This is a genomic window from Saccharopolyspora sp. NPDC050389 (genome assembly GCF_040655595.1).
Classification (GTDB): Bacteria; Actinomycetota; Actinomycetes; order Mycobacteriales; family Pseudonocardiaceae; genus Saccharopolyspora.
Genome location: NZ_JBFAKG010000041.1, coordinates 1 through 19,439 on the forward strand (window position 1 = coordinate 1; position 19,439 = coordinate 19,439).

The following is a 19,439-nucleotide window of genomic DNA, read 5'->3' on the forward strand; positions in this document are numbered from 1 at the left end:
CACCGGCGTGGGCCTTCCGATCTGGGCGGCGGCCGGCGAAGAAGCGGTGGCGGCCTGGAAGCCGGGCACGATCAACGCGGTGTGCTGGTCGCCCGCGGATCAGGTCGCCGCCCTCGGCCAGCAGGGACTCGATCTTGGCGCGGCCCCCGTCGGTGAGGGGGATCAGCGGCGGCCGGACGTGGTCGCTGGCGATCAGGCCCCGCTCCGCGAGCACCGCCTTCACCGCGGACGGGTTGGTCTCGGTGAACACCAGCTCCACCAGCGGGTGCAGCCGGTAGTGCAGGTCGATCGCCTCGTCCACCCGACCGTCCACATAGGCCTGGTACATGTCCGCGACCGCCTTCGGCGCCAGGTTGGCCACCGCGCTGACGAACCCGACGCCGCCGATGGCCAGCAGCGGCAGGCACAGCAGCTCGATGCCGGACCACATCAGGAAGTCCCGGCCGCACGCCTTGAGCACGTGCGAGAAGTGCTCGAAATCCTTGGTGGTCTCCTTGATCCCGACGATGTTGTCGTGCGCCCGGCGCAGCCGGGCCACGGTGGCCGGGTCGACGCTGACCGCGGTGCGGCTGGGCACGTTGTAGACCACGATCGGCAGGTCCGGGTACTCCGCGGCGACCGTCGAGTACCAGGTGAACAGCGCCTCCTGGGTGGGCCGGGCGTAGTAGGGCGTGATCACCAGGGCGATGTCGGCGCCGAGGTCGCGGGCGTGGCCGGTCAGCTCCAGCGTCTCGTCGAGCTTCGCCGACCCGGTGCCCGGCAGGAACGGCACCCGGTCGGCCGTCTCCGCCGCCACGATCTCCAGCGACCGCTTGCGTTCCGCGAGCGTCTGGGCGCTGGGCTCGCCGGTGGAGCCGCCGCTGGAGATGCCGTGCGAGCCGTTGGCCAGCTGCCAGCGGACCAGGTTGCGCAGGCCCGCCTCGTCGAGTTCGCCGTCCGCGGTGAACGGCGTGACCACCGGCGCGATCGAGCCCCTGACCTGCGTCGGGTCGGCGCGGAACCTCATCATTCCTCCTCTTCGTCGGCGGTCGCCTGCAACGAGGCCACGGCCGCGCGGGCGGTCCGCAGCGTGTGCTCCCGCGCGAACTGCTCCACAGTGGACTCGGCCGCGCCGCAGGCGACGAGCTGCAGCAGCGCCTCGTGCTCGGCGAAAGATTCGGCGTAGCGCTCGGGCACCAGCGCGAAGCTGGACCGGCGGATCAGGTCCAGTCGCGACCACTCCCGCTCCAGCAGGACGAGCAGGTGCGCGTTCGCACTCGCCCCGCACAGCGCGCGGTGGAACTCCCGGTTGAGCTCGGTGTAGGCGCGGGCGTCGCCCTGCTCGGCCTTGCGCTTGAGCTCCTGGTTGATCGCCCGCGCCCGGTCGAGCTCGGCCGCGCTGATCAGCCGCGCGCCCGAGGCGGTGGCGAAGCCCTCCAGCAGCGCCAGCGCCTCCATGCTGTTCAGGTACTGGTCGGGGTCGATTGAGGTGACCTGCGCGCCCACGTTGCGCTGGTAGCTGACGTAGCCCTCGGCCTCCAGGCGGCGGATCGCCTCCCGCACCGGGACCACGCTCATGTCCAGTTCGCGGGCGATCTGCTCCAGCACCAGGCGCGCGCCCGGCGCCAGCGTCCGCTCGACGATCTGCTGCCGGAGGTGCTGGTAGGCGATCTCGGACTTCGACGCGCCCGCGCCGTCCTGCGCCGTCGTCACGCTGCACCGTCCCGCCACTGCTGGTACCGCTCGCGCCATTCCCCGCTGAGCGGGTACAGGCCCTCGACGCGGTGGCCGGCGTCGACCTGCCGGTAGATGAACCGCTCCTGGCGTTCCTGCTCGGCGGCGTCGGCGGCGATCTCGTCGGCCAGCGCGGGTGGGATGACGACGACGCCGTCGTCGTCGCCGACGAGGACGTCGCCGGGTTCGACCAGCGCTCCTCCGCAGGCGATCGCGACGTTGTCCTCCCACGGCACGTGCCGGTTGCCGAGCACAGCGGCGTGCTGGTGGGCGGCGAAAGTCGGGATGTCCAGGTCGGCGAACGAGCCGCTGTCGCGCACCGCGCCGTCGGTCACGATCCCGGTGCCGCCGGCGCGCTGCACCCGCAGCGCGAGGATGTCGCCGATGGTGCCGGCGTGGGCGTCGCCGCGCGCGTCGATGACCAGCACCTCGCCGGGCTTGATGGAGTCGATCGCGGACTTCTGCGCGTTGTAGCCGCCGCCGCGCTTCTCGAACAGGTCTTCCCGCAGCGGCAGGTAGCGCAGCGTGTGGGCGCGGCCGAGCAGCCGGGTGCCGGGCTTGGCCGGACGGACCGATTCGATGAACGCGTGGTGGATGCCGCGCTTGCGCAGCTGCGCGGAGATCGTCGCGGTGGCGACGTCGCGCAGGTTCCGCTCGGTCTCGTCGGAGAGCCCGAGCCCGGAGGGTTCACCGAAGGCGTCTCTACGGTCCTTTTCGGACAGTGCCGGGAGCGCGCCCGGCCCGCTCATCGGTTCGTCGCTCTCGACGATCACCGTCCGGAGCCTGCCGCCGTCGCCGACCTCGACCTCGACGACGTCGCCGGGCCGGACGACCGGCGGCGCGGCCGGAGTGCCGGTGAGGATGATGTCGCCGGGTTCCAAGGTGAGCGACCTGGACAGGTCCGCGATCAGGTAGTCGAAGCCGAACAGCAGGCCGCCGGAGTTGTCCTCCTGGACGAGTTCGTCGTTGACCCACAGGCGGATCGCGAGATCGCGCAGGTCCACGGTGGCGGGATCGATGATGGCCGGGCCGACCGGGGTGTAGCCGTCGGAGCCCTTGCTGCGCACGTTGGAGCCGCGGTCGGCGTAGCGCAGGTCGTAGCAGCCGATGTCGTTGGTCGCCGCGATGCCGCCGATGTGGTCCGCCGCGGATTCCAGCGGGACGTTGCGCGCCCGCTTGCCGATGATGACCGCGATCTCGCCCTCGACGCCGAGCGCCTCCGCGCCGCGCGGGCGCACCGCCACCTGGCCGTCGGCGGCCAGCGACGACGGCGGCTTGAGGAAGTACGACGGCTCCCGTGGCGTCCGGCCGCGTTCCCGCGCGCGGCTGCGGTAGTTCAGGTGCACCGCGATGATCTTGCTGGGCGACAGGCCCAAGGGGTGCGACACCGGATTCCTCCCGTCGGGCGCACGATCCGTTCGACCAGATGATGAACCGAAATCAGATACGATGTCAACCAAGAACGACGCGGCGACCTGAATGACCTGATCGAGTTTTCGTTCAGCAATAGGGACTATTGACGCCCGTGAGCCCGCTGCGTAATCTTCAACGCCATCCAATCATATATGATTCTGGTAGGTGTGCGAATGCCTGTCCCCGCTCCCGACGTGGTCCGCGCCGCGGACGCCGAGCTGGCCGTCACCGATCTGCCGCGCGCTCGCTGGTTCTGGGTGGACGCCCTCGGTTTCGAAGCCATCGAAGAGGACGACGAGGTCATCTACCTGCGCGGCTACGAGGAGTTCCTGCACCACAGCCTCGTGCTGCGCAAGGCCCCGGAGCCCGGCCTGCGGCGGCTGGCGTACCGGGTGCGCACGCCCGAGGACGTCCAGCGCGCCAAGGAGTTCTTCGCCGCCAAGGGCCTGCCCACCCAGGAGGTGCCGGCAGGCACCACGCGCGGCATCGGCGAAGCGGTGCGCGTCGAGGACCCGCTGGGCTTCCCGGTCGAGTTCTTCCACCACGCCGAGCACGGCCCGCGGCACGTGCAGCGCTACGACCTGCGGCGCGGCGCGGAACCCGCGCGCATCGACCACTTCAACGTGCTGACCCCGGACGTGCAGGCCGCGCACGACTTCTACGCCGAGCTCGGCTTCCGCACCTCCGAGACCATCGAGGACGACGACCGGCTCTACGCGGCGTGGATGTTCCGCAAGCCGACGGTGCACGACATCGCCTTCACCGGCGGCGCCGGGCCGCGGCTGCACCACATCGCGTTCTTCGTCCCGGAGTCGCACCACATCCTGCGGGCCTGCGACATCCTCGGCGCCACCGCCGACCACGGGCACATCGAGCGCGGGCCGGGCCGCCACGGCGTGTCCAACGCCTTCTACCTCTACCTCCGCGACCCCGACGGCCACCGGCTGGAGCTCTACACCAGCGACTACTACACCGGCGACCCCGACCACCCGACCTCCCGCTGGAGCGTGCAGGACCCGCGCCGCCGCGACTTCTGGGGCCACGACGTGGTCGCCTCCTGGTACCGCGAGGGATCGACCGCCTTCGGCCTGGACGGCAAGCCGAAGCCGCTGGTGCACCCGCCGGTATCGGAGGAGACGGTGCACGTCGGAGCCGACGGGATCGGCGTGGTCACCGAGGCGCAGCTCCAGCAGTCCTGATCGGCCCCGTGTGTACTTTCTGTCGCTATAGAGGCTGTTTCCAAACTCGTCCTGCATAGCGGTGCGGGTGGCGGAACCTCAGAGGTCTTCTCGCTGTGGGATCCCCGACATCATGAATGCCAATTCACCACGTCGGGGCTGTCCTCGCGAGAAGACCTCTGAGAACCCGCGGCGGTGCCGGTTGCGTAGGTGGGCTAAGCGGCTGCGCCGCTTCAAAGACAAAACGCCCGCGTTACCACATCCACACGTCACCACATCCAAAACAGCCTCTATAGCAGCACAAAGTACACACGGGTCACGTCCACAGCAGACGGTTCCACTCAACGCAGAGGCGGATCCATGAGCAACGCTGAACAGGCGCGCCACGCCCGGCTCGCCAGCATGGTCGGCACCACCATCGAGTGGTACGACTACTTCCTCTACGGCACCGCGTCGGCGCTGATCTTCGCCCCGCAGTTCTTCCCCGACCTCTCCCCCACCGCCGGGAAGCTGGCCGCGTTCTCCACGCTCGCGATCGGATTCGTGGCCCGGCCGCTGGGCGGCGTGCTGATGGGGCACTTCGGCGACCGCATCGGCCGCAAGTCGATGCTGGTGTTCTCGCTGCTGGTGATGGGCTGCTCGACGATGGCCATCGGCCTGCTGCCGAACTACCACGCCTGGGGCTCGTGGGCGCCGCTGGCACTGGTGCTCTGCCGGGTGCTCCAAGGCATCAGCGCCGGCGGCGAATGGGGCGGGGCCGCGCTGATGGCCGTCGAGCACGCGCCGCGGAACCGGCGCGGGCTGTTCGGCTCCTACGCCCAGATCGGCACGCCGCTGGGCATGGTGCTGTCCACATTGGTCTTCCTGGCGGTGCGCGGCGCCACCTCCGCCGAGCAGTTCACCGCCTGGGGCTGGCGGATCCCGTTCCTGCTCAGCATCGTGCTGGTGCTGCTCGGCCTGTACATCCGGCTGCGGGTGGTGGAAAGCCCGGTGTTCGCCGAGGTCCGCGACCGGAACCGGCGGGCGAAGGTGCCGGTGGCGCAGGTGCTCCGGCACCAGCCGGCGGCGCTGCTGGTGGCCACCGGCACCTTCGTCGGCAACAACACCCTCGGCTACATCTTCATGGTGTACCTGGTCAGCTACAGCGTCGACGAGGCCGGGCTGGGCCAGCAGGCGGCGCTGGTGAACCTGCTGCTCGGCTCAGTGGCCTGGCTCGCGCTGACGCCGCTGTTCGGCGGCCTCTCCGATCGCATCGGCCGGCGCAACGTCTACCTGCTCGGCAGCGCGTTGAACCTGCTGTGGGCGTTCCCGCTGTTCTGGCTGATCGACACGCGAACGGCGCTGATGGTCCTGCTGGCCCAGGTCCTGTACGTGGTCGGCGTGTCAGCGACCTACGCGCCGCAGGCGGCGCTGTTCACCGAGCTGTTCCGGCCGGAGTGGCGCTACTCCGGCGCCTCGCTGTCTTACTCGCTCGGCGCGGTGCTCGGCGGCGGCTTCGCGCCGATCATCTGCACGGCCCTGTTCGGCCACTTCGGCACCACGGCCGCGATTTCCGGCTACGTGGTGGTGGTCAACCTGATCAGCCTGGCGGCGATCGCGGCCATCCCGCGCCACCTCGGCAAGCCCGTCCCGCACCGCGACCCGGCCGCCGTCTGACAACCGGCGGGTGCGGCGAGGCGGCGCGATGATTGGCGCATGGACGTCACCGAAGTTCTGCTCCCCGGGGTCGGGCTGCGGTACGAGTTCACCACCACCGACGGCCAGCGCATCGGCGTGGTGGCTCGGCGGCGCGGCGACTTCGAGTTCGTCACCTACCCCGGCGACGATCCCGACGAGGTCCGCCTGCTGTTCCGGCTCAGCGAGGAGGAGGCCGACGCGGTCACCGAGATCCTCGGCGCCCCGCGGATCGCCGAGCGATTCGCCGACCTGACGCGCGAGGTGCCGGGGCTCAACGCCGGTCAGGTCGAGGTGACCGCCGGATCGCCGTTCGACGGGCGCGTCCTCGGCGAGACGCGCGCCCGCACCCGCACCGGCGCGTCGATCGTGGCGATCGTGCGCGGCGAGGACGTCATCGCCTCCCCCTCGCCCAGCCAGGGCCTGCAGGCCGGGGACATCCTCGTGGTGATCGGCACGCAGCAGGGCATCACCGGGGTGGAACGCATCCTGGCGGGGTGAGCTGCCGTGCACACCTCGATCGCGCTCCTGCTGGAACTGGGGATCGTCCTGATCGTGCTCGGCGCGGTCGGCACGGTCACCCGGCGCTTCGGGGTGTCCCCGATCCCGCTGTACCTGCTGGTGGGGCTGGCGGTGGGCGAGGGCGGCATCGCGCCGCTGCCCGCCGCCCGCGACTTCGTGGAGATCGGCGCGACGATCGGCGTGGTGCTCCTGCTGCTCACGCTCGGCCTGGAGTTCTCCATCGAGGAGTTCACCGTGACGCTGCGCCAGCACGTCCCGTCCGGGCTGCTGGACATGGTGGTCAACGCCGCGCCGGGCGCGCTGGCCGGCTGGCTGCTCGGGCTGGACGCCACCGGGATCGTGGCGCTCGCCGGGATCACCTGGGTGTCGTCGTCGACGATCGTGTCCCGGCTGCTGGACGACCTGCACCGGCTGGGCAACCGGGAGACGCCCGCGGTGCTGTCGATCCTGCTGCTGGAAGACTTCGCGATGGCGGTGTACCTGCCGATCCTGGCGGTGCTGGCCACCGGCGGCACGGCGCTGCACGGCCTGGCGAGCGTGTCGGTGGCGGTGGGCGTGCTGCTGCTGGCGCTGGGCGTGTCGCGGCGCTGGGGGCACCGCGTCGGGCACCTGGTCGAGGACGGCGACACCGAACAGTTGCTGTTGCGGATCGTCGGGTTGTCGCTGGTGGTGGCCGCGATCGCGGAGCTGGCCGGCGCCTCGGCGGCGGTCGGGGCGTTCCTGGTGGGGCTGGCGCTGACCGGCCCGCTGGCCGACCGGGTGCGGGCGCTGGTCGCGCCGCTGCGGGACCTGTTCGCCGCGGCGTTCTTCCTGGCGATCGGCATCTCCGTGAGCCCGGCCTCGCTGGTGCCGCTGCTGCCGGTGGCGCTCGCGCTGGCCGCGGTGACGGCGCTGACCAAGATCGGCACCGGCTGGTTCGCGGCGGCCCGCGCGGGGGCGGGGCGGAAGGGCCGGCTGCGCGCGGGCAGCGTGCTGATCGTGCGCGGCGAGTTCTCGATCATCATCGCCAGCCTGGTGACGGTCCAGGTCGACAGCCTCGGCGCCCTGGCCACGGGCTACGTCCTCGTCCTGGCGATCGCCGGCCCGCTGATCACCTGGTGGTTCAGCCCACCCCTCCGCCAGGCCTGACCACCCCGCCCAGGCCCACTGACTCGTGAGCGTTCACTCCGGTAAGAACCGGACTCAACACTCACGAGCGGCACCCGCGGCCGGTACGGAGTCGTGAGCGTTCACTCCGGTAAGAACCGGAGTGAACACTCACGAGCCTTGGTCACTCGCAGCCTTGGCAACCGTTGCCGTCGCCGTTCCAGCCTTCCCGCTCCAGGACTCGCCGGACCTCCGCCGCGACTCCACACGGGTCGCCGTGAACCTCGTGCCAGCCGTACACCAGCCGGGAGCGGTTGGCCAGTTCCGCTGCGTTGTCGCGCCGCCTGTCCCGGAATGCGATCCGACTCGTCGAGTGGAACTGGCGGCCATCCAGTCGCACCGTCAGCCGGACCCCGCAGTCGTCGTAGACGACGTCCTCCCAGAGCCTCACCCCGTCAACGACGAATGGGACCTGCCGTTGCCCGCTCGGCAGCCCGTGCGCTTGCTCGACCTTGAGGACGTACTCCGCTTCCAACGCCGAAAGCGCTCCTCCGGTGAGGAGCTCCAGGGCGTGCTTCATCGCCTTCCGGTAGCGGACCGGCGGTCGCTTTTCGAGTTGGTCGTGCACCCTCCGCAGGTCGATCCGATTCGAACCGACGAGGTCGATGAAAAGATTTCGCGCGGCTTCCTCGGACGACTCGGCGGCCGCGAGATCCATGATGGTGTCCTCGCGGTTCGTTCGAGGTGGATCCGACGGCGCGACGATGTAGTTGAACGCCCGCGACCGGTGCACGCGGACGAGTGGCGGCTGTGAGGTGCTCGACTGCTTGTACGGCACCGTGATGTGCACCGGCGAGTCCGCGGACACCGGTAACATGCCCCACTCCTCAGCGGCGGTTCGGTGGCTGAGAACCGCCCATGCCCCGCCGTACAGCAATGCGGCGGAGATCAGGGACGATCTCGGCAGTGGTCCGGTGAACAACGAGTAGACACCGGGTAGGACTCGGCACCACCGCTGGGCTTCGATCTGCGCCTGGACGACATGTCTGGACAGCCCGAAGTCACGAAGCTGACCGGCTCCGATGACGTCGTGCTGGGAAGCGGCCGTCTTGGCCCATCGATCCTGATCCTCCGCCGAGAGGTTCGCATCGGGAGACCACTTTGGATTCCTCGCCATGCGTTGAGAATCCAGGCAGAACTCCGCACCGAACAGGGGTCGTGGAGAATCTGTGGACAGCCTGGCGTCCTGTGGATTACTCGCGTGCCACTCGTGAGTGATCGCTCCGGTAAGAACCGGACTCAACACTCACGAGCGGCACCCGCGGCCGGTACGGAGTCGTGAGGTTCACCCCGGTAAGAACCGGAGTGAACACTCACGAGAGCGTTTGCGTGAGGTTCACTGCGTTGCCGTCGGGGTCGAAGATGTGCGCTACTCGCTGGCCCCATGGCATGTCGTTCGGCGGGCCTTGGACTCGGCCTCCGAGCGCTTCCACCTGGTCCAGGAGCGCGTCGACGTTCTCGACGTCGAAGCTCAGCAGCACCCTCCCCGTCGTGCCCGCCTCCACCTCTCGACCGATGACCAGGCCGAGTTCGGCGTCGTCGATCTGCAGGCCGATGAAGAACGTCGGCTCGCCGTCCGGGATGCGGAACTTCTCCACCGCTCCGAACAGCGTCGTGTAGAAGTTCAGCAGCCGGTCCAGGTCAGGTGTGTTGATGATCGGCTGAATCGCCACGGCAGGCGCCTTCCTCGTCGAGTGTGCACGGTCTTCCGCAAGGGCAGACCTCCCGCGGGCCGAGAACTCATCGGTGGCCGCTCACGCGCGGTGCAGCGCCGTGGCCACCTGGGTTCGGGCGACGAGGCGGCCGCGGTGGAAGACCGCACGATCCTCGGTCGCGCCCGCCACCGCCTCGTCCAGATCCGCCGCCCGGATCGCGAGGAGCTCCGCCGGGTCGCCCGGGCGCAGGCCCACCGGCGGCAGGTTCAGCACCGTCCTGGCCTGGTCGGACACCGCCGCGTAGGCCGCCGCGGTGTCGGAGTGGCCCGCGGCGACCAGCAGCGAGGCGATCTCGAACGGATCCGCTCGGCCCACGGCGTTGAACGGATCCCGCCAGTTGTCACCCCCGCCGGCCAGCACGGCGCCCGCGCGGCGCAGCGCGTCGATGGCCGTCAGCCCGCGCGGCACCCGGACACCGTCCTCGCGCCCCTGCAGGTACAGGTTGGTCTGCGGCAGCGTTATCACCGCGACGCCTGCCGCCGCCGCGTCCTTCGCGACCAGGTCCGCGGTCTCCGGGTCCTGCTGGCCGAGGCTCACGCAGTGCGAGGCGGCGACCTTGCCGCCCATGCCGGCGCGGGTGGTCTCGGCGATCAGCTCCCGCAGCGAGAGCACGCTCGCATCGGTGGTCTCGTCGGTGTGCAGATCGACCAGCCTGCCGTATTCCTTTGCGGCGGCGAGGTATTCGCGCACCGCCTGGGCCGGTTCGGGGTCGGCGTAGGGCAGGCCGCCCACCACGTCGGCGCCCAGCTGCAGGCCCTCGTCCAGCAACGCGCGAGCCCGGGCGCCGGCCGCGCCGGAGACCGGGCCGACGAACGCCACCACCTGGAGATCGACAATGTCGGCGTACTGCTGCCGCAGGTCCAGCAGCACCTTCAGCGGGCGCGTGCCGTTGTTCGCGTTGACGTCCACGTGCGTGCGGATCGCGGTGTAGCCGTGCCGGACGGCTAATTCGATGCCCCGGCTCGCCCGCGCCCGCACGTCCTCGTCGGTCATCGTCGACGCGAGCGCCGACATCACCTTGATCGCCCCCGCCAGATCACCGGTCGGGTTCGGCACCCGCCGCCCCAGGAAAGCCTTGTCCAGGTGTGCGTGGGTCTCCGCCCCGGACGGCAGCAGCAGGTAACCGGCGAGGTCGAGTTCGTCCGCTCCGCCGGCGTCCCCGCCGATCGCGGCGATCTTGCCTTGGTCCAGCAGCACATCGCCCCGGCGGCCGTCCGGCAGAGTTGTGCCGCGCAACAACAAGCGCCCACCTGGCGAGCCCGTCGCCGACCCGCCGGTGCACGCGGCGGCACCGGTGGCCACCAAGGCACCGACCATCACGGCGCGCCGGGAAACCTGGTTGTTCAGAGCTGAGCCTGCCAATTCGACCCCAACCGTCGACGGGCGCCAAGCACCCTCGGGAGCTTTCGCGGAGGCTCCCTCGACACCGGCCGGGATGATCACCGTAGCCAGCCGAACCGCCCCTGACACGCCGCCGTTCGGGGGTTCCTCGTGAGTGGTGACTCCGGTAAGAACCGGACTCAGCGCTCACGAGGGCTCACAATGGGGCGGTGACGCCGGAGGCGACCGTGCTGGTGCGCATCGATCCGGATCTGTGGTTCTTCGCCGCTCCGCGGCGCCGGGTCGAGCAGTTCGAGCTGCGCTACGACGGCACCGCCACGCTCGGGCACCTCGCCGAATCCGTGGGGGTGCCGCTCACCGAGGTCGGCCCGCTGCTGGTCGACGGCGTTCGCGCGACGCCGGGGCACCAGCCGCGGCCCGGCGCGACCATCGAGATCGGCCCGGTCGAGCGTCCGCAGCCGGTCGCGGCGCGGTTCGTGCTGGACGTACACCTGGGCAAGCTGGCGCGGCGGCTGCGGCTGCTCGGCGTGGACACCGCCTACCGCAACGATTCCACCGACGACGAACTGATCGCGCAGGCCGAACGGGAACGGCGGGTGCTGCTGACCCAGGACCGGGGCATCCTGCGCCGCCGGGCGCTGTGGGCGGGCGGCTACGTGCGGGGCGCCGATCCGGCGCGGCAACTGGCGGACGTCATCGACCGGTTCGCGCCGCCGCTCGCGCCGTGGACCCGCTGCACGTCGTGCAACGGCCCGCTGATCGCAGTGTCCAAACAGGACGTTCTGGCGGAGATCAAGTCGGGAACCCGCCGCCACTACGACGAATACGCGCGCTGCGGGGACTGCGGTCAGGTGTACTGGCGAGGTGCGCACGCCCGGCGGATCAACGCGATCATCCGGGCAGCACGCCTCTCTCATCCCGGGATCGGCCCCGGAGCATGAAATTGCGTTTCGCGGGCGTACCTCTCGCGCTAGCTTGTGCAGGTCTGCCCCGTCTCGAGCAGCGAGGATTCATGCGCCGGAAACTCCAGGTAGCGCCCGAAGAACGAGGCGCGTTCACGACGATCCGCGAAGCCCTGGAGGCCGTCGGCCGCGATGCGGTCATCTCCATCGCTCCCGGCGACTACCAGGAGTCGATCGCCGTCCGGCGGCGGCACGTCACCCTCGCCGCGATCGAACCCGGCACCGTCACGATCGCCGATCCCCAACGCAAGGACGCCGGGATATCGGCCGAAGATTCCACGGTGGAGCTCGAAGGGCTGGTGGTGCGCTCGGCCGGGAAGCCGGCCATCGAAATCTCCGGCGGTGAAGCGCGAATCCTCGATTGCGCGGCATCGGCCGAGACCGGCACGGGGGTGGTCGTCGCCAACAGCGCCGAGGCGACCATCCGCGGCACCGACATCTCCGACTCGCGGAACGGGCTCCTGATCACCGGCGATGAGCACAGGCGGGAGCGGCCCTCGGTCGAAGTGGAGAACTGCTCGATCCGGAACGTCGCCGAGGATGCGATCACCGTGCGCAGGGGCGCGGCTGCGCAGGTGCGCCTGTGCACCGTCACGCACGCAGGCGGCCGGGGAATCCACCTCGACAGCGCCGGCAACGTGTCCATCGAGCAGTGCGAGATCGCGCACGGCTCGGGCACGGGAATCGAGGTCCGCTCCTACCAGGTCTCGATCTTCGAATGCTGGGTGCACGACTTGGACGGCATCGGCATCGTCTGGGGAGAGCGGCCGGTGGCGTTCTGCATTCCCACCTGGTGGAGAACACCGCGGCGCCCGGCATCCTGCGGGAATACCTGTGGCAGGGGCAGATCCGCGTGCCGGCACGCCATTTCCGGAGATAGCGCGAAAATGGGTGGCGATTTCGCGCGAAATCGCCACCCACTCAGGAGCCGGCCGTCAGCCGGTGACGGCGTTGAGGACCGGCAGGTATGCCTTGGCGTGGCCGTCGACGTCCGGGTGGAAGGACTCCACCAGCGGGTTGCTCGGGCCGTTGATCCACTCGTCGGAGCTGCACACGCCGTGCCCGGCGAACGCGTCGCGGGCGTCGGCGAAGGTGAATCCGGCCGCCTCCGCGCGCTCCGCGATCACCCCGGTCAGCACGTCGGCACCGTCGTTGATCCGCTGCCGCTTGGCGTCGGAGAAGAACGGGATGCCGCAGTCACCTTGCTCGGTGAGACGCGGGTAACCGAGCACCACGACCTTGGCGTTCGGGGCGGCCTCGCTGATGTTCGCGTAGGTGGTGTCGAGCTTGGCGGGCAGTTCGTTTCGGGCCCGCTCCTCGCCCTTGCTGACCGCCGAGTCGCAGCCGTTGTCGTCGCCGAGCAGGCAGTCCTGGATGACGCTGGTGAAGCCGATGTCGTTGCCGCCGATGGAGATGGTGACCAGCGTGGTGTCGGCGTTGAGCTGGTCGAGCTGATTGGCGTTGACGTCATCGGTGACCGCGCCCGAGCAGGCCTCGAACGCGAAGTTCGAGACGTCGTGCGAGTCCGCCCACAGCTGCGCGTAGGCCTTGGGGCTGCGCAGGCAGTCCCCGCTGTCCTCGGTGTATTCGCGGGTGCCGACCCCGGATGCGTAGGAGTCGCCGAGCGCTGCGTAGTTCTCGGCGGCGGGCGCGGCGAAGGCCGGGGCGGCCAGCACGGTGCTCACCGTTGCCACGGCGACAGCAGCGCCGACGATGTGCCGTAAGTGACGCATTCTTCCTCCGATCGGAGTTCGAAATCGCCACCATTCAAGGAGAATTCCGCTGCATATCGGCCAACTTGGCGAGTACCCGCCAGTAACGGCCGGAACGGCACGGCACACCCGCCTGCAACAGCCGCCGTACGGGTGGTTCTCGGCTCCACCGGCCACCACAGTGGACCAGCGTTCATTGCACCGATCAGTGTCGGCATCGTTCGTCTGAACAGTGCAAATACCCGCGGTGAAGGCGCCCCACCTCGCCTTCACCGCATGCTCCGTTGATCAGGCCCGCTTCGACAGGCTGGGCAGCAGCAAGGAGATGGCGATGGCCAGGGCCAGGTTGACCGCGACGGCGAAGACGAAGGCGTACCCGTAGGAATCGGCCGGTGCGCCGAGGACTCCGTAGTAGACGGCCCCGAGGACGGCGACGCCGAGCGCACCGCCGACCTGCTGCCCGGTGGAGAGCACACCCGAGGCCATCCCGGCTTCCGCGTGCGGAACCCGCGAGAGCACGGCGTTGAGCAGCGGCGGAACGAACAGGCCGTTGCCCACGCCGACGAGGATCAGCGGCGGTGCCAGCCACCAGCCGGTCAGGCTGTCGCCGAGAAGCACGACCACGGCGATCGTGCAGGCATATCCGCAGCCGCCGAGAACCGCCCCGGTCAGCAGCACGTTCTTGCCCTTCGCGGACAGGCGGCCGCCGAGGAAGCTGGCGGCGAAGAACGCGGCGGCGAACGGCAGGTAGATCAGGCCTGCTTCCAGCGCGTTCATGCCCAGGCCGTCCTGCGCGGTGAGCGACAGCACGAGGAAAAAGGAGTTGATGCCGGCGTAGGTGAGCAGCACGAGCGTCATGCCGACGGCGAACGGGCGCTGCCGGAACATCCGCAGCCGGATCAGCGGTGCGCCACCGCCCTGCGCGACCTGCCGTTCGACGAACCCGAAGGCGGCGAACGCGAGCGCGCTGCCGAGCAGGCTGAGCCAGGTCCACAACGGCCAACCTGCCTCGCGGCCGACGATCAGCGGCACCACCAGCAGGCACAGCGCGACGGTCAGCACGGCGGCGCCCAGCAGGTCGAGGCGGCGGGCCTCGGCGGGCTGCGACCGCGGGACGAATGCCAAGGCGAGTGCGAGGGTGATCAGGCCGATGGGCACGTTGACCCAGAAGATCGGCCGCCACGAGCTGCCGAAGAGGTTCGCGCCCACCAGGACGCCGCCGAGCAGCTGGCCGACGATTCCCGACATGCCGATGACCGCCCCGAGCACGCTGAACGCCTTGGGCCGCTGCGCCTCGGGCACCACGACGTGAATCATCGCGAGCACCTGCGGGAACATCGCCGCCGCGGCGAGTCCTTGGACGAACCGGGCGGCGATCAGCAGGCCGGCGTCCGGCGCGGCGGCGCAGGCCGCGGAGGACAGCGTGAAGAGGAGCAGGCCGCCCAGGAACATCGGCTTGCGGCCAAGGAGGTCGCCGAGCCGCGCACAGGTGATCAGGGCGACGGCGTAGGTGAGCTGGTATCCGGCGAAGACCAGTTGCAGCTCCGCGCCGGTCGCGCCGAGGTCGGCCCGGATCGCCGGGGCTGCGACGAGCACGATGAAGGTGTCCAGGACGGCCATGAACACGCCGACCAGCAGGATCGACAGCGCTCGCCACGGCGAACCCTCGCCCGGCGGTGACGAGTGGGTGACGCCGGAGGGATCTGTCTGTGTCATGCCGCCAGCCTCGCCAGCCGCGGCTGCGGCCGGGTAGCGGGTGATTATGCTGGTATCGCCACTACCAGGACATCTCGGCACGGAACGAAGATCGATGTTGCCCCAGCAGCGCCGTCGCGCCCTCGCGGATTTCCTCCGCTCCCGCCGGGATCGGCTCACCCCGGCCGAGGTCGGCCTACCGGCCGGGCCGCGACGCAGGACACCTGGCCTGCGCCGCGAGGAGATCGCCCAGCTCTCCGGCGTGAGCATCACCTGGTACACCTGGCTTGAACAGGCCAGGGACATCTCGGTCAGCCGACAGGTGCTGGAGAGCCTGGCGCGCGAACTGCGGCTGTCCCCGGCCGAGCGGCGGCACCTGTTCGCGCTGGCCGACGCCGCGCCGCCGGATGAGATCACGGACGACGACGCGGGCGTTCCCGCCGCGTTGCAGCGCATGGTGGACGCCCTCGACCCCAACCCGGCGTATCTGCTGGACGCGAACTGGGACCTGGTGGCCTGGAACCGCGCTGAGGCGGCGCTGATCGGCGAACCGGTGATGATGGCCGACCGCAACCTGATCCGCCTGGTGTTCACCGAACCGCGCATCCGCGCCCTGCTGGCCGACTGGACGGGCCAGGCCCGCAACCTGCTCGCGCAGTACCGCGCGGACGTCGCGCCCCGCCTCGGCGAGCCGCGCATCGAGGCGCTGATCGCGGAATTGCGGCGGAACAGCCCGGAATTCGACCGGTGGTGGGCGGATCAGGACATCGCGGAGTTCAGCTCCAACCGAAGGGTCTTCGACCACCCGAGGGTCGGCAGGCTGACCTTCGACTACGCAAAACTGTCCACGATGGACGCCACCGGCACCAAGCTCTTCGCCTGCATGCCGGCCGACGGGTCCACGGCGGAAAAGCTGCCACAGCTCGTCGAGGAGCCCCTAGCGGGGTCGTGAGTGCGAAACCGGGCTCTAGCCCTGTTTCGCACTCACGAGACCCATCCGCTCACCGCTCGAAACGCCCAGCCTTGACAGCGCGAAGGAAACCGGCGACGTCGACGCTCAAACGCGGCCCCTCCGGATCCTTCGAATCCCGGATCAGACCGGGCGGGCTGGATAACTCCACGCAGTGCGTTTCTTGGCCGCTGTAGCTGCTCTTGCGCCAATGTGTTTGCTTGATCATCCGCTTGCCTCCAACTCTCGGACCACATCGAGGATGAACGCTGATGAATCTTCGGGACTGATCGCGGCGCGGCGAATCGCTGCCGATGCGCGCCGGTAGGTCACCACGTCGTCGTCTTCGTAGAGGAACACCGACGACCGGTGGTTCTCGATCGCGATGATCGCCGGCGACTCCTCGAAGCCGTAGATGACGAACGGCCCCATCAAGCCGGGATGCCATCCGCCACCGGTGGGCACGACCTGGATCGTCGTCCCGTTCTTCCCGTTGAGCGTCACCAACCGGCGAAGCTGCTCGATGAGGACGGCCTTTCCCCCGATGCATTGACGAAGTGCGGGCTCGCCGATCAACACCGCGTGATCAACTGATCGATCGTCGCGTTGAGCCAGTTGGTCCTGGCGGCCGAGCCGGAGTTTCACGCGCGTCTCGACCACGTGCGGCGCCAAGGCGTCGTCATCGCCGATGATCGCCTTCGCATATTCGTAGGTTTGAAGGAGTCCGGACACGACCAGCGGGCACCAGTCGACGATCTCGATGGCCGTTCGTTCGCATTCGACGATGCCTGCGAGCTGCTCCGAGACACCACCGGCGAGCCAGTTCGACTCACGTGCATTGCGGGCCAGGTCGAGGATCTGCCGTCGCCGTTTGCCGGTCACACCGAGCACAGCAAGAAACGCGGACACATCATCGGTGGTCGGCACTCTCTTGCCGGTCTGCCATTGCGAGATGGTGCTGTGGGACTTGTCGAGCAGGCGTCCGGCCTGCCTCGCCGTCAGATCGGAGTCGTCGAGCGCACTCCGCAATGCGGCGGCTAGCGCTCGAGTTCGCGGTGTACCAGCGGTGTCGCCCACGTTCCACAGCTTACGGCGTTCTTGAGCCATTTCGGACACCACCCAAAAGGTTGAGGGTAACGGGTTTGCGGTCTCAGCCCGTGACCAGGAATTAATTGACCTGAGTGGTTCGTGACCGGTTGCGAAGCGATCACGTCCCAATGTAGCCGAAGAGCAACGTGGAGGTGGTTCCGTTGGTGTTGGAGGTTTGGCCTCGGTGGTTGCCGTCGCCTGGATTGCGGGCGTTGGACACGCACTTCGTGCTTCGGCCCGGCGGGGCCGGCGAGTGCGGTGCGGAGGTGATGTGGGCCGCCGTCGGGCATCCGACCACGACCCGGCCGCGATGCTCGGTTTGCGTGCGGATCGCGGAAGCGCGCAAGAAGGCGTCGAATCCAGCCCGATCCGGCGCGGCGGCGAGGCATTTGCGGAAGCAGCAGTGCGTCAAGCGAGAACGGTGATCTGACCACATCGGACGGTGATAGGCCGGGAGGCATCATGTTCTGGTTGCAGCTGGGCACGCTCACCGCGTTCAACGTCATCATCTTCGCGATGCGCTCGTTCCGGCGTCGAATCCGCAGCACGGCGATGCGGGCGAGGACGCCTACGGCGTTTGGCAACTCATCGACGACATCGAGGCCGAATACACCTGCCGCCACCGCCTCCGCGGTCCCCCGCCTGAAGGCGACTCGCCGAGAGTCGCCTGACCCCTGACCGGATCGGCGCGTCCCCTCCCCGACCATCGCGCCGATCCTCCCGGTAGCCGGGCCTGCCCCCGACCCCGCCCGGCTACCGGGCCCCCGGTCGTGAGTGTTCTGGGTTGCTGTAGAGGCTGTTTTGGAGTGGTGGCGCGGGGTCGTGGTAGGTCGACTGGTGGCTTCGAGGTGGTGAGGCGAACGGCCTGTTCACCTCGCCTATCGGGGCGAACGGGCCGTTCACTCCACACCGGCCGATGCCCGCCGACGCCGGACGACTGCAGTGAACGGACCGTTCACCTCACCTATCGAGGCAAACAGGCCGTTCACTCCACACCAGCGGATCACGTCTGCTCCGGGTGGTCCTCCGCCCACTCCTCCAGGTAGTCGCGGATGTCGGGGTAGTTCGGGTCCGTGGGCGGGCACGTCCCGAAGAACCGCTCCACGAGTTCGCGGTGGGTGTCGAGGTGTGCACGGGCCAGAACCACGATCGCCGTGCTCCGTAGCTTGGCGTCCTCGGTCTGAGCGATTCGCGCCGCGATTTCGGCCACCAGAGGAGTTTCGGCACTGCCGAGCGTGCGAAGCGCGTGGTTGCGTTCGTCGGTCGGGCGCGACGCGTCCAGAGCTATTCCGCTGAGGACCTCGATCAGGACGGGGCTCGGCTCCTCGGTCCAGAGGGCACGTCCCGCCGCAGTGCAGCCGGTGAGATGCACCTCGCTGCTCGCGGGATCTCGCAGCACCGCGGCGATGAGGTCCGCATCCTCTGGCCGGGCCAGGTTCATCATCGCGCCGAGCGCGCTCGAATGATCGGCACCATCTTTCACCGCACCGCTGTCGACCGCAGGCATCGGCGGCTGCCGCAGCACATCCCGGGCGCGGTCCAGCACCTCTTCCGCGTGCCGCTCCAAGGGGTTGCCGAAGCCCCACCTGGCCGTGGCCTCTTCGTTCGAGTAGGTGTCCAGGGCGATGCTCACCGGGATCGTCTGCCCGCTTCGCAGCAGCGCGAGGAACGCCTCGTCCCAGCCCATCGCACCGGCGGACGTCTCCAACTCCTGGCGGGCGGTCTCCAGTTCGGGCGCGTCGAGCCTGGCGGGATTCCAGTAGTAGGTCGTCACCCTGGAGATGATCACACGGGCGTTACCAGGCGTCGCCGTCGCGCCAGTCGCAGGTGAGTTCGCCGGTCAGGTCCAGCGAGACGTCCGCCGGGAACACGTAGATGAACCCGTCCTCGTCCGCCGTGCGCTGGATTCCCGTTGGGGCCAAGGCGAAAGTCGGCCCCTGCCAGGTCTGCCAGCCGCGCGCCTCGTACAGCGCCGCTCCTTCGTCGCTGGCTCCCAGCGCCCCGAGGTCGTAGGCGCGGCGGATCACGCCCTCCAGCTCCGCCATCATCGCCGCCGCGATGCCCCGGCGGCGTCGATCCGCCCGCACCGCAACACCTTCCACGTAGCCCGTGCGCAGAGCGCGGCCGTCGTGCAGGAGGCGCCGCTGGATCACCGATGCGTGGCCGATCAGCTCGTCGCCTTCCCACACCAGGGCGTGGATGCCGCCCAGGCAGTGCTCCCAGTCGTGCTCGGTCATGTCGTCTTCGAACACGTCCCAGAGCAGCGCCCGGGCGGCCTTGATCGTCGCTTCGTCGAGATCGGCGGTATGCGCGGTCCGCACTTCGGTCAT

General features: G+C 69.4%; 18 protein-coding genes and 1 pseudogene. 7 read left to right on the forward strand and 12 right to left on the reverse strand.

From position 1 onward, the window contains the following. From dapA to AB0I53_RS25520, 3 genes are all read right to left on the reverse strand, one after another. Positions 1-1,006: 4-hydroxy-tetrahydrodipicolinate synthase (dapA, locus tag AB0I53_RS25510; RefSeq protein ID WP_358607730.1), on the reverse strand; the 1,006-nt coding region annotated here is incomplete at its 3' end. Beyond that, complete coding sequence (locus AB0I53_RS25515; protein ID WP_358607733.1) at positions 1,006-1,692, reverse strand: GntR family transcriptional regulator; 687 nt, start codon at positions 1,690-1,692, stop codon at positions 1,006-1,008. The genes dapA and AB0I53_RS25515, both read right to left, overlap by 1 nt. Further along, on the reverse strand, positions 1,689-3,101 hold the full coding sequence (locus AB0I53_RS25520) for a fumarylacetoacetate hydrolase family protein (protein ID WP_358607736.1): 1,413 nt from the start codon (positions 3,099-3,101) through the stop codon (positions 1,689-1,691). The genes AB0I53_RS25515 and AB0I53_RS25520 overlap by 4 nt, the downstream gene beginning before the upstream one ends. A gap of 198 nt (positions 3,102-3,299) precedes the next feature. Between AB0I53_RS25520 and hpaD the strand changes: the two genes are divergently transcribed. The 4 genes from hpaD (at position 3,300) to AB0I53_RS25540 (ending at position 7,628) form a co-directional block, all read left to right on the forward strand. Next, complete coding sequence (gene hpaD, locus AB0I53_RS25525; RefSeq protein WP_358607739.1) at positions 3,300-4,325, forward strand: 3,4-dihydroxyphenylacetate 2,3-dioxygenase; 1,026 nt, start codon at positions 3,300-3,302, stop codon at positions 4,323-4,325. A 339-nt stretch (positions 4,326-4,664) separates the two neighbouring features. After that, complete coding sequence (locus tag AB0I53_RS25530) at positions 4,665-5,960, forward strand: MFS transporter (RefSeq protein ID WP_358607742.1); 1,296 nt, start codon at positions 4,665-4,667, stop codon at positions 5,958-5,960. Positions 5,961-5,999: 39 nt separating this feature from the next. After that, entirely contained in the window at positions 6,000-6,479 is a 480-nt protein-coding gene (locus tag AB0I53_RS25535) for a cation:proton antiporter regulatory subunit (protein ID WP_358607745.1), read from the forward strand. A 6-nt stretch (positions 6,480-6,485) separates the two neighbouring features. Then, a complete protein-coding gene (locus AB0I53_RS25540) occupies positions 6,486-7,628 on the forward strand; it encodes a cation:proton antiporter (protein WP_358607748.1) in 1,143 nt (380 codons plus the stop codon). Between the two features lie 142 nt (positions 7,629-7,770). On the opposite strand, the gene AB0I53_RS25545 is transcribed toward AB0I53_RS25540, so the two are convergent. The 3 genes from AB0I53_RS25545 to AB0I53_RS25555 all read right to left on the reverse strand — a co-directional run bounded on the left by AB0I53_RS25545 (position 7,771) and on the right by AB0I53_RS25555 (position 10,723). Continuing rightward, positions 7,771-8,763, reverse strand: coding sequence for a hypothetical protein (locus AB0I53_RS25545; protein WP_358607751.1), 993 nt, complete (start codon positions 8,761-8,763; stop codon positions 7,771-7,773). A 196-nt stretch (positions 8,764-8,959) separates the two neighbouring features. Beyond that, positions 8,960-9,319: a VOC family protein gene (locus AB0I53_RS25550; RefSeq protein WP_358607754.1), complete on the reverse strand. Its 360-nt coding sequence runs from the start codon at positions 9,317-9,319 to the stop codon at positions 8,960-8,962. Between the two features lie 81 nt (positions 9,320-9,400). Next, positions 9,401-10,723, reverse strand: coding sequence for an amidohydrolase family protein (locus tag AB0I53_RS25555; RefSeq protein WP_358607757.1), 1,323 nt, complete (start codon positions 10,721-10,723; stop codon positions 9,401-9,403). A 188-nt stretch (positions 10,724-10,911) separates the two neighbouring features. Between AB0I53_RS25555 and AB0I53_RS25560 the strand changes: the two genes are divergently transcribed. Together AB0I53_RS25560 and AB0I53_RS25565 are read left to right on the forward strand one after the other, a co-directional pair. Beyond that, positions 10,912-11,643, forward strand: a complete 732-nt coding sequence (locus AB0I53_RS25560) for a Mut7-C RNAse domain-containing protein (protein ID WP_358607760.1) — start codon at positions 10,912-10,914, stop codon at positions 11,641-11,643. 71 nt (positions 11,644-11,714) lie between these two features. Beyond that, positions 11,715-12,359, forward strand: a pseudogene (locus AB0I53_RS25565) (right-handed parallel beta-helix repeat-containing protein); the annotation flags it as partial. A gap of 240 nt (positions 12,360-12,599) precedes the next feature. Here AB0I53_RS25565 and AB0I53_RS25570 read toward each other — a convergent pair. After that, positions 12,600-13,397, reverse strand: a complete 798-nt coding sequence (locus AB0I53_RS25570; protein ID WP_358607762.1) for an SGNH/GDSL hydrolase family protein — start codon at positions 13,395-13,397, stop codon at positions 12,600-12,602. Between the two features lie 267 nt (positions 13,398-13,664). After that, entirely contained in the window at positions 13,665-15,092 is a 1,428-nt protein-coding gene (locus tag AB0I53_RS25575; RefSeq protein ID WP_358607765.1) for an MFS transporter, read from the reverse strand. Between the two features lie 94 nt (positions 15,093-15,186). Between AB0I53_RS25575 and AB0I53_RS25580 the strand changes: the two genes are divergently transcribed. After that, positions 15,187-16,023: a helix-turn-helix transcriptional regulator gene (locus tag AB0I53_RS25580; RefSeq protein WP_358607768.1), complete on the forward strand. Its 837-nt coding sequence runs from the start codon at positions 15,187-15,189 to the stop codon at positions 16,021-16,023. Between the two features lie 49 nt (positions 16,024-16,072). On the opposite strand, the gene AB0I53_RS25585 is transcribed toward AB0I53_RS25580, so the two are convergent. The 4 genes from AB0I53_RS25585 to AB0I53_RS25600 form a co-directional block, all read right to left on the reverse strand. Continuing rightward, positions 16,073-16,249 carry a DUF397 domain-containing protein gene (locus tag AB0I53_RS25585; protein WP_358607771.1) on the reverse strand — a complete coding sequence of 59 codons (177 nt, stop codon included), beginning with the start codon at positions 16,247-16,249 and terminating at the stop codon, positions 16,073-16,075. Next, positions 16,246-17,139: a helix-turn-helix transcriptional regulator gene (locus AB0I53_RS25590; RefSeq protein WP_358607774.1), complete on the reverse strand. Its 894-nt coding sequence runs from the start codon at positions 17,137-17,139 to the stop codon at positions 16,246-16,248. The genes AB0I53_RS25585 and AB0I53_RS25590 overlap by 4 nt, the downstream gene beginning before the upstream one ends. A gap of 973 nt (positions 17,140-18,112) precedes the next feature. After that, the gene (locus tag AB0I53_RS25595) at positions 18,113-18,883 is read right to left on the reverse strand and encodes a hypothetical protein (RefSeq protein ID WP_358607777.1); all 771 of its coding nucleotides are present in this window, start codon (positions 18,881-18,883) and stop codon (positions 18,113-18,115) included. Positions 18,884-18,905: 22 nt separating this feature from the next. Next, positions 18,906-19,439, reverse strand: a complete 534-nt coding sequence (locus tag AB0I53_RS25600) for a GNAT family N-acetyltransferase (RefSeq protein ID WP_358607779.1) — start codon at positions 19,437-19,439, stop codon at positions 18,906-18,908.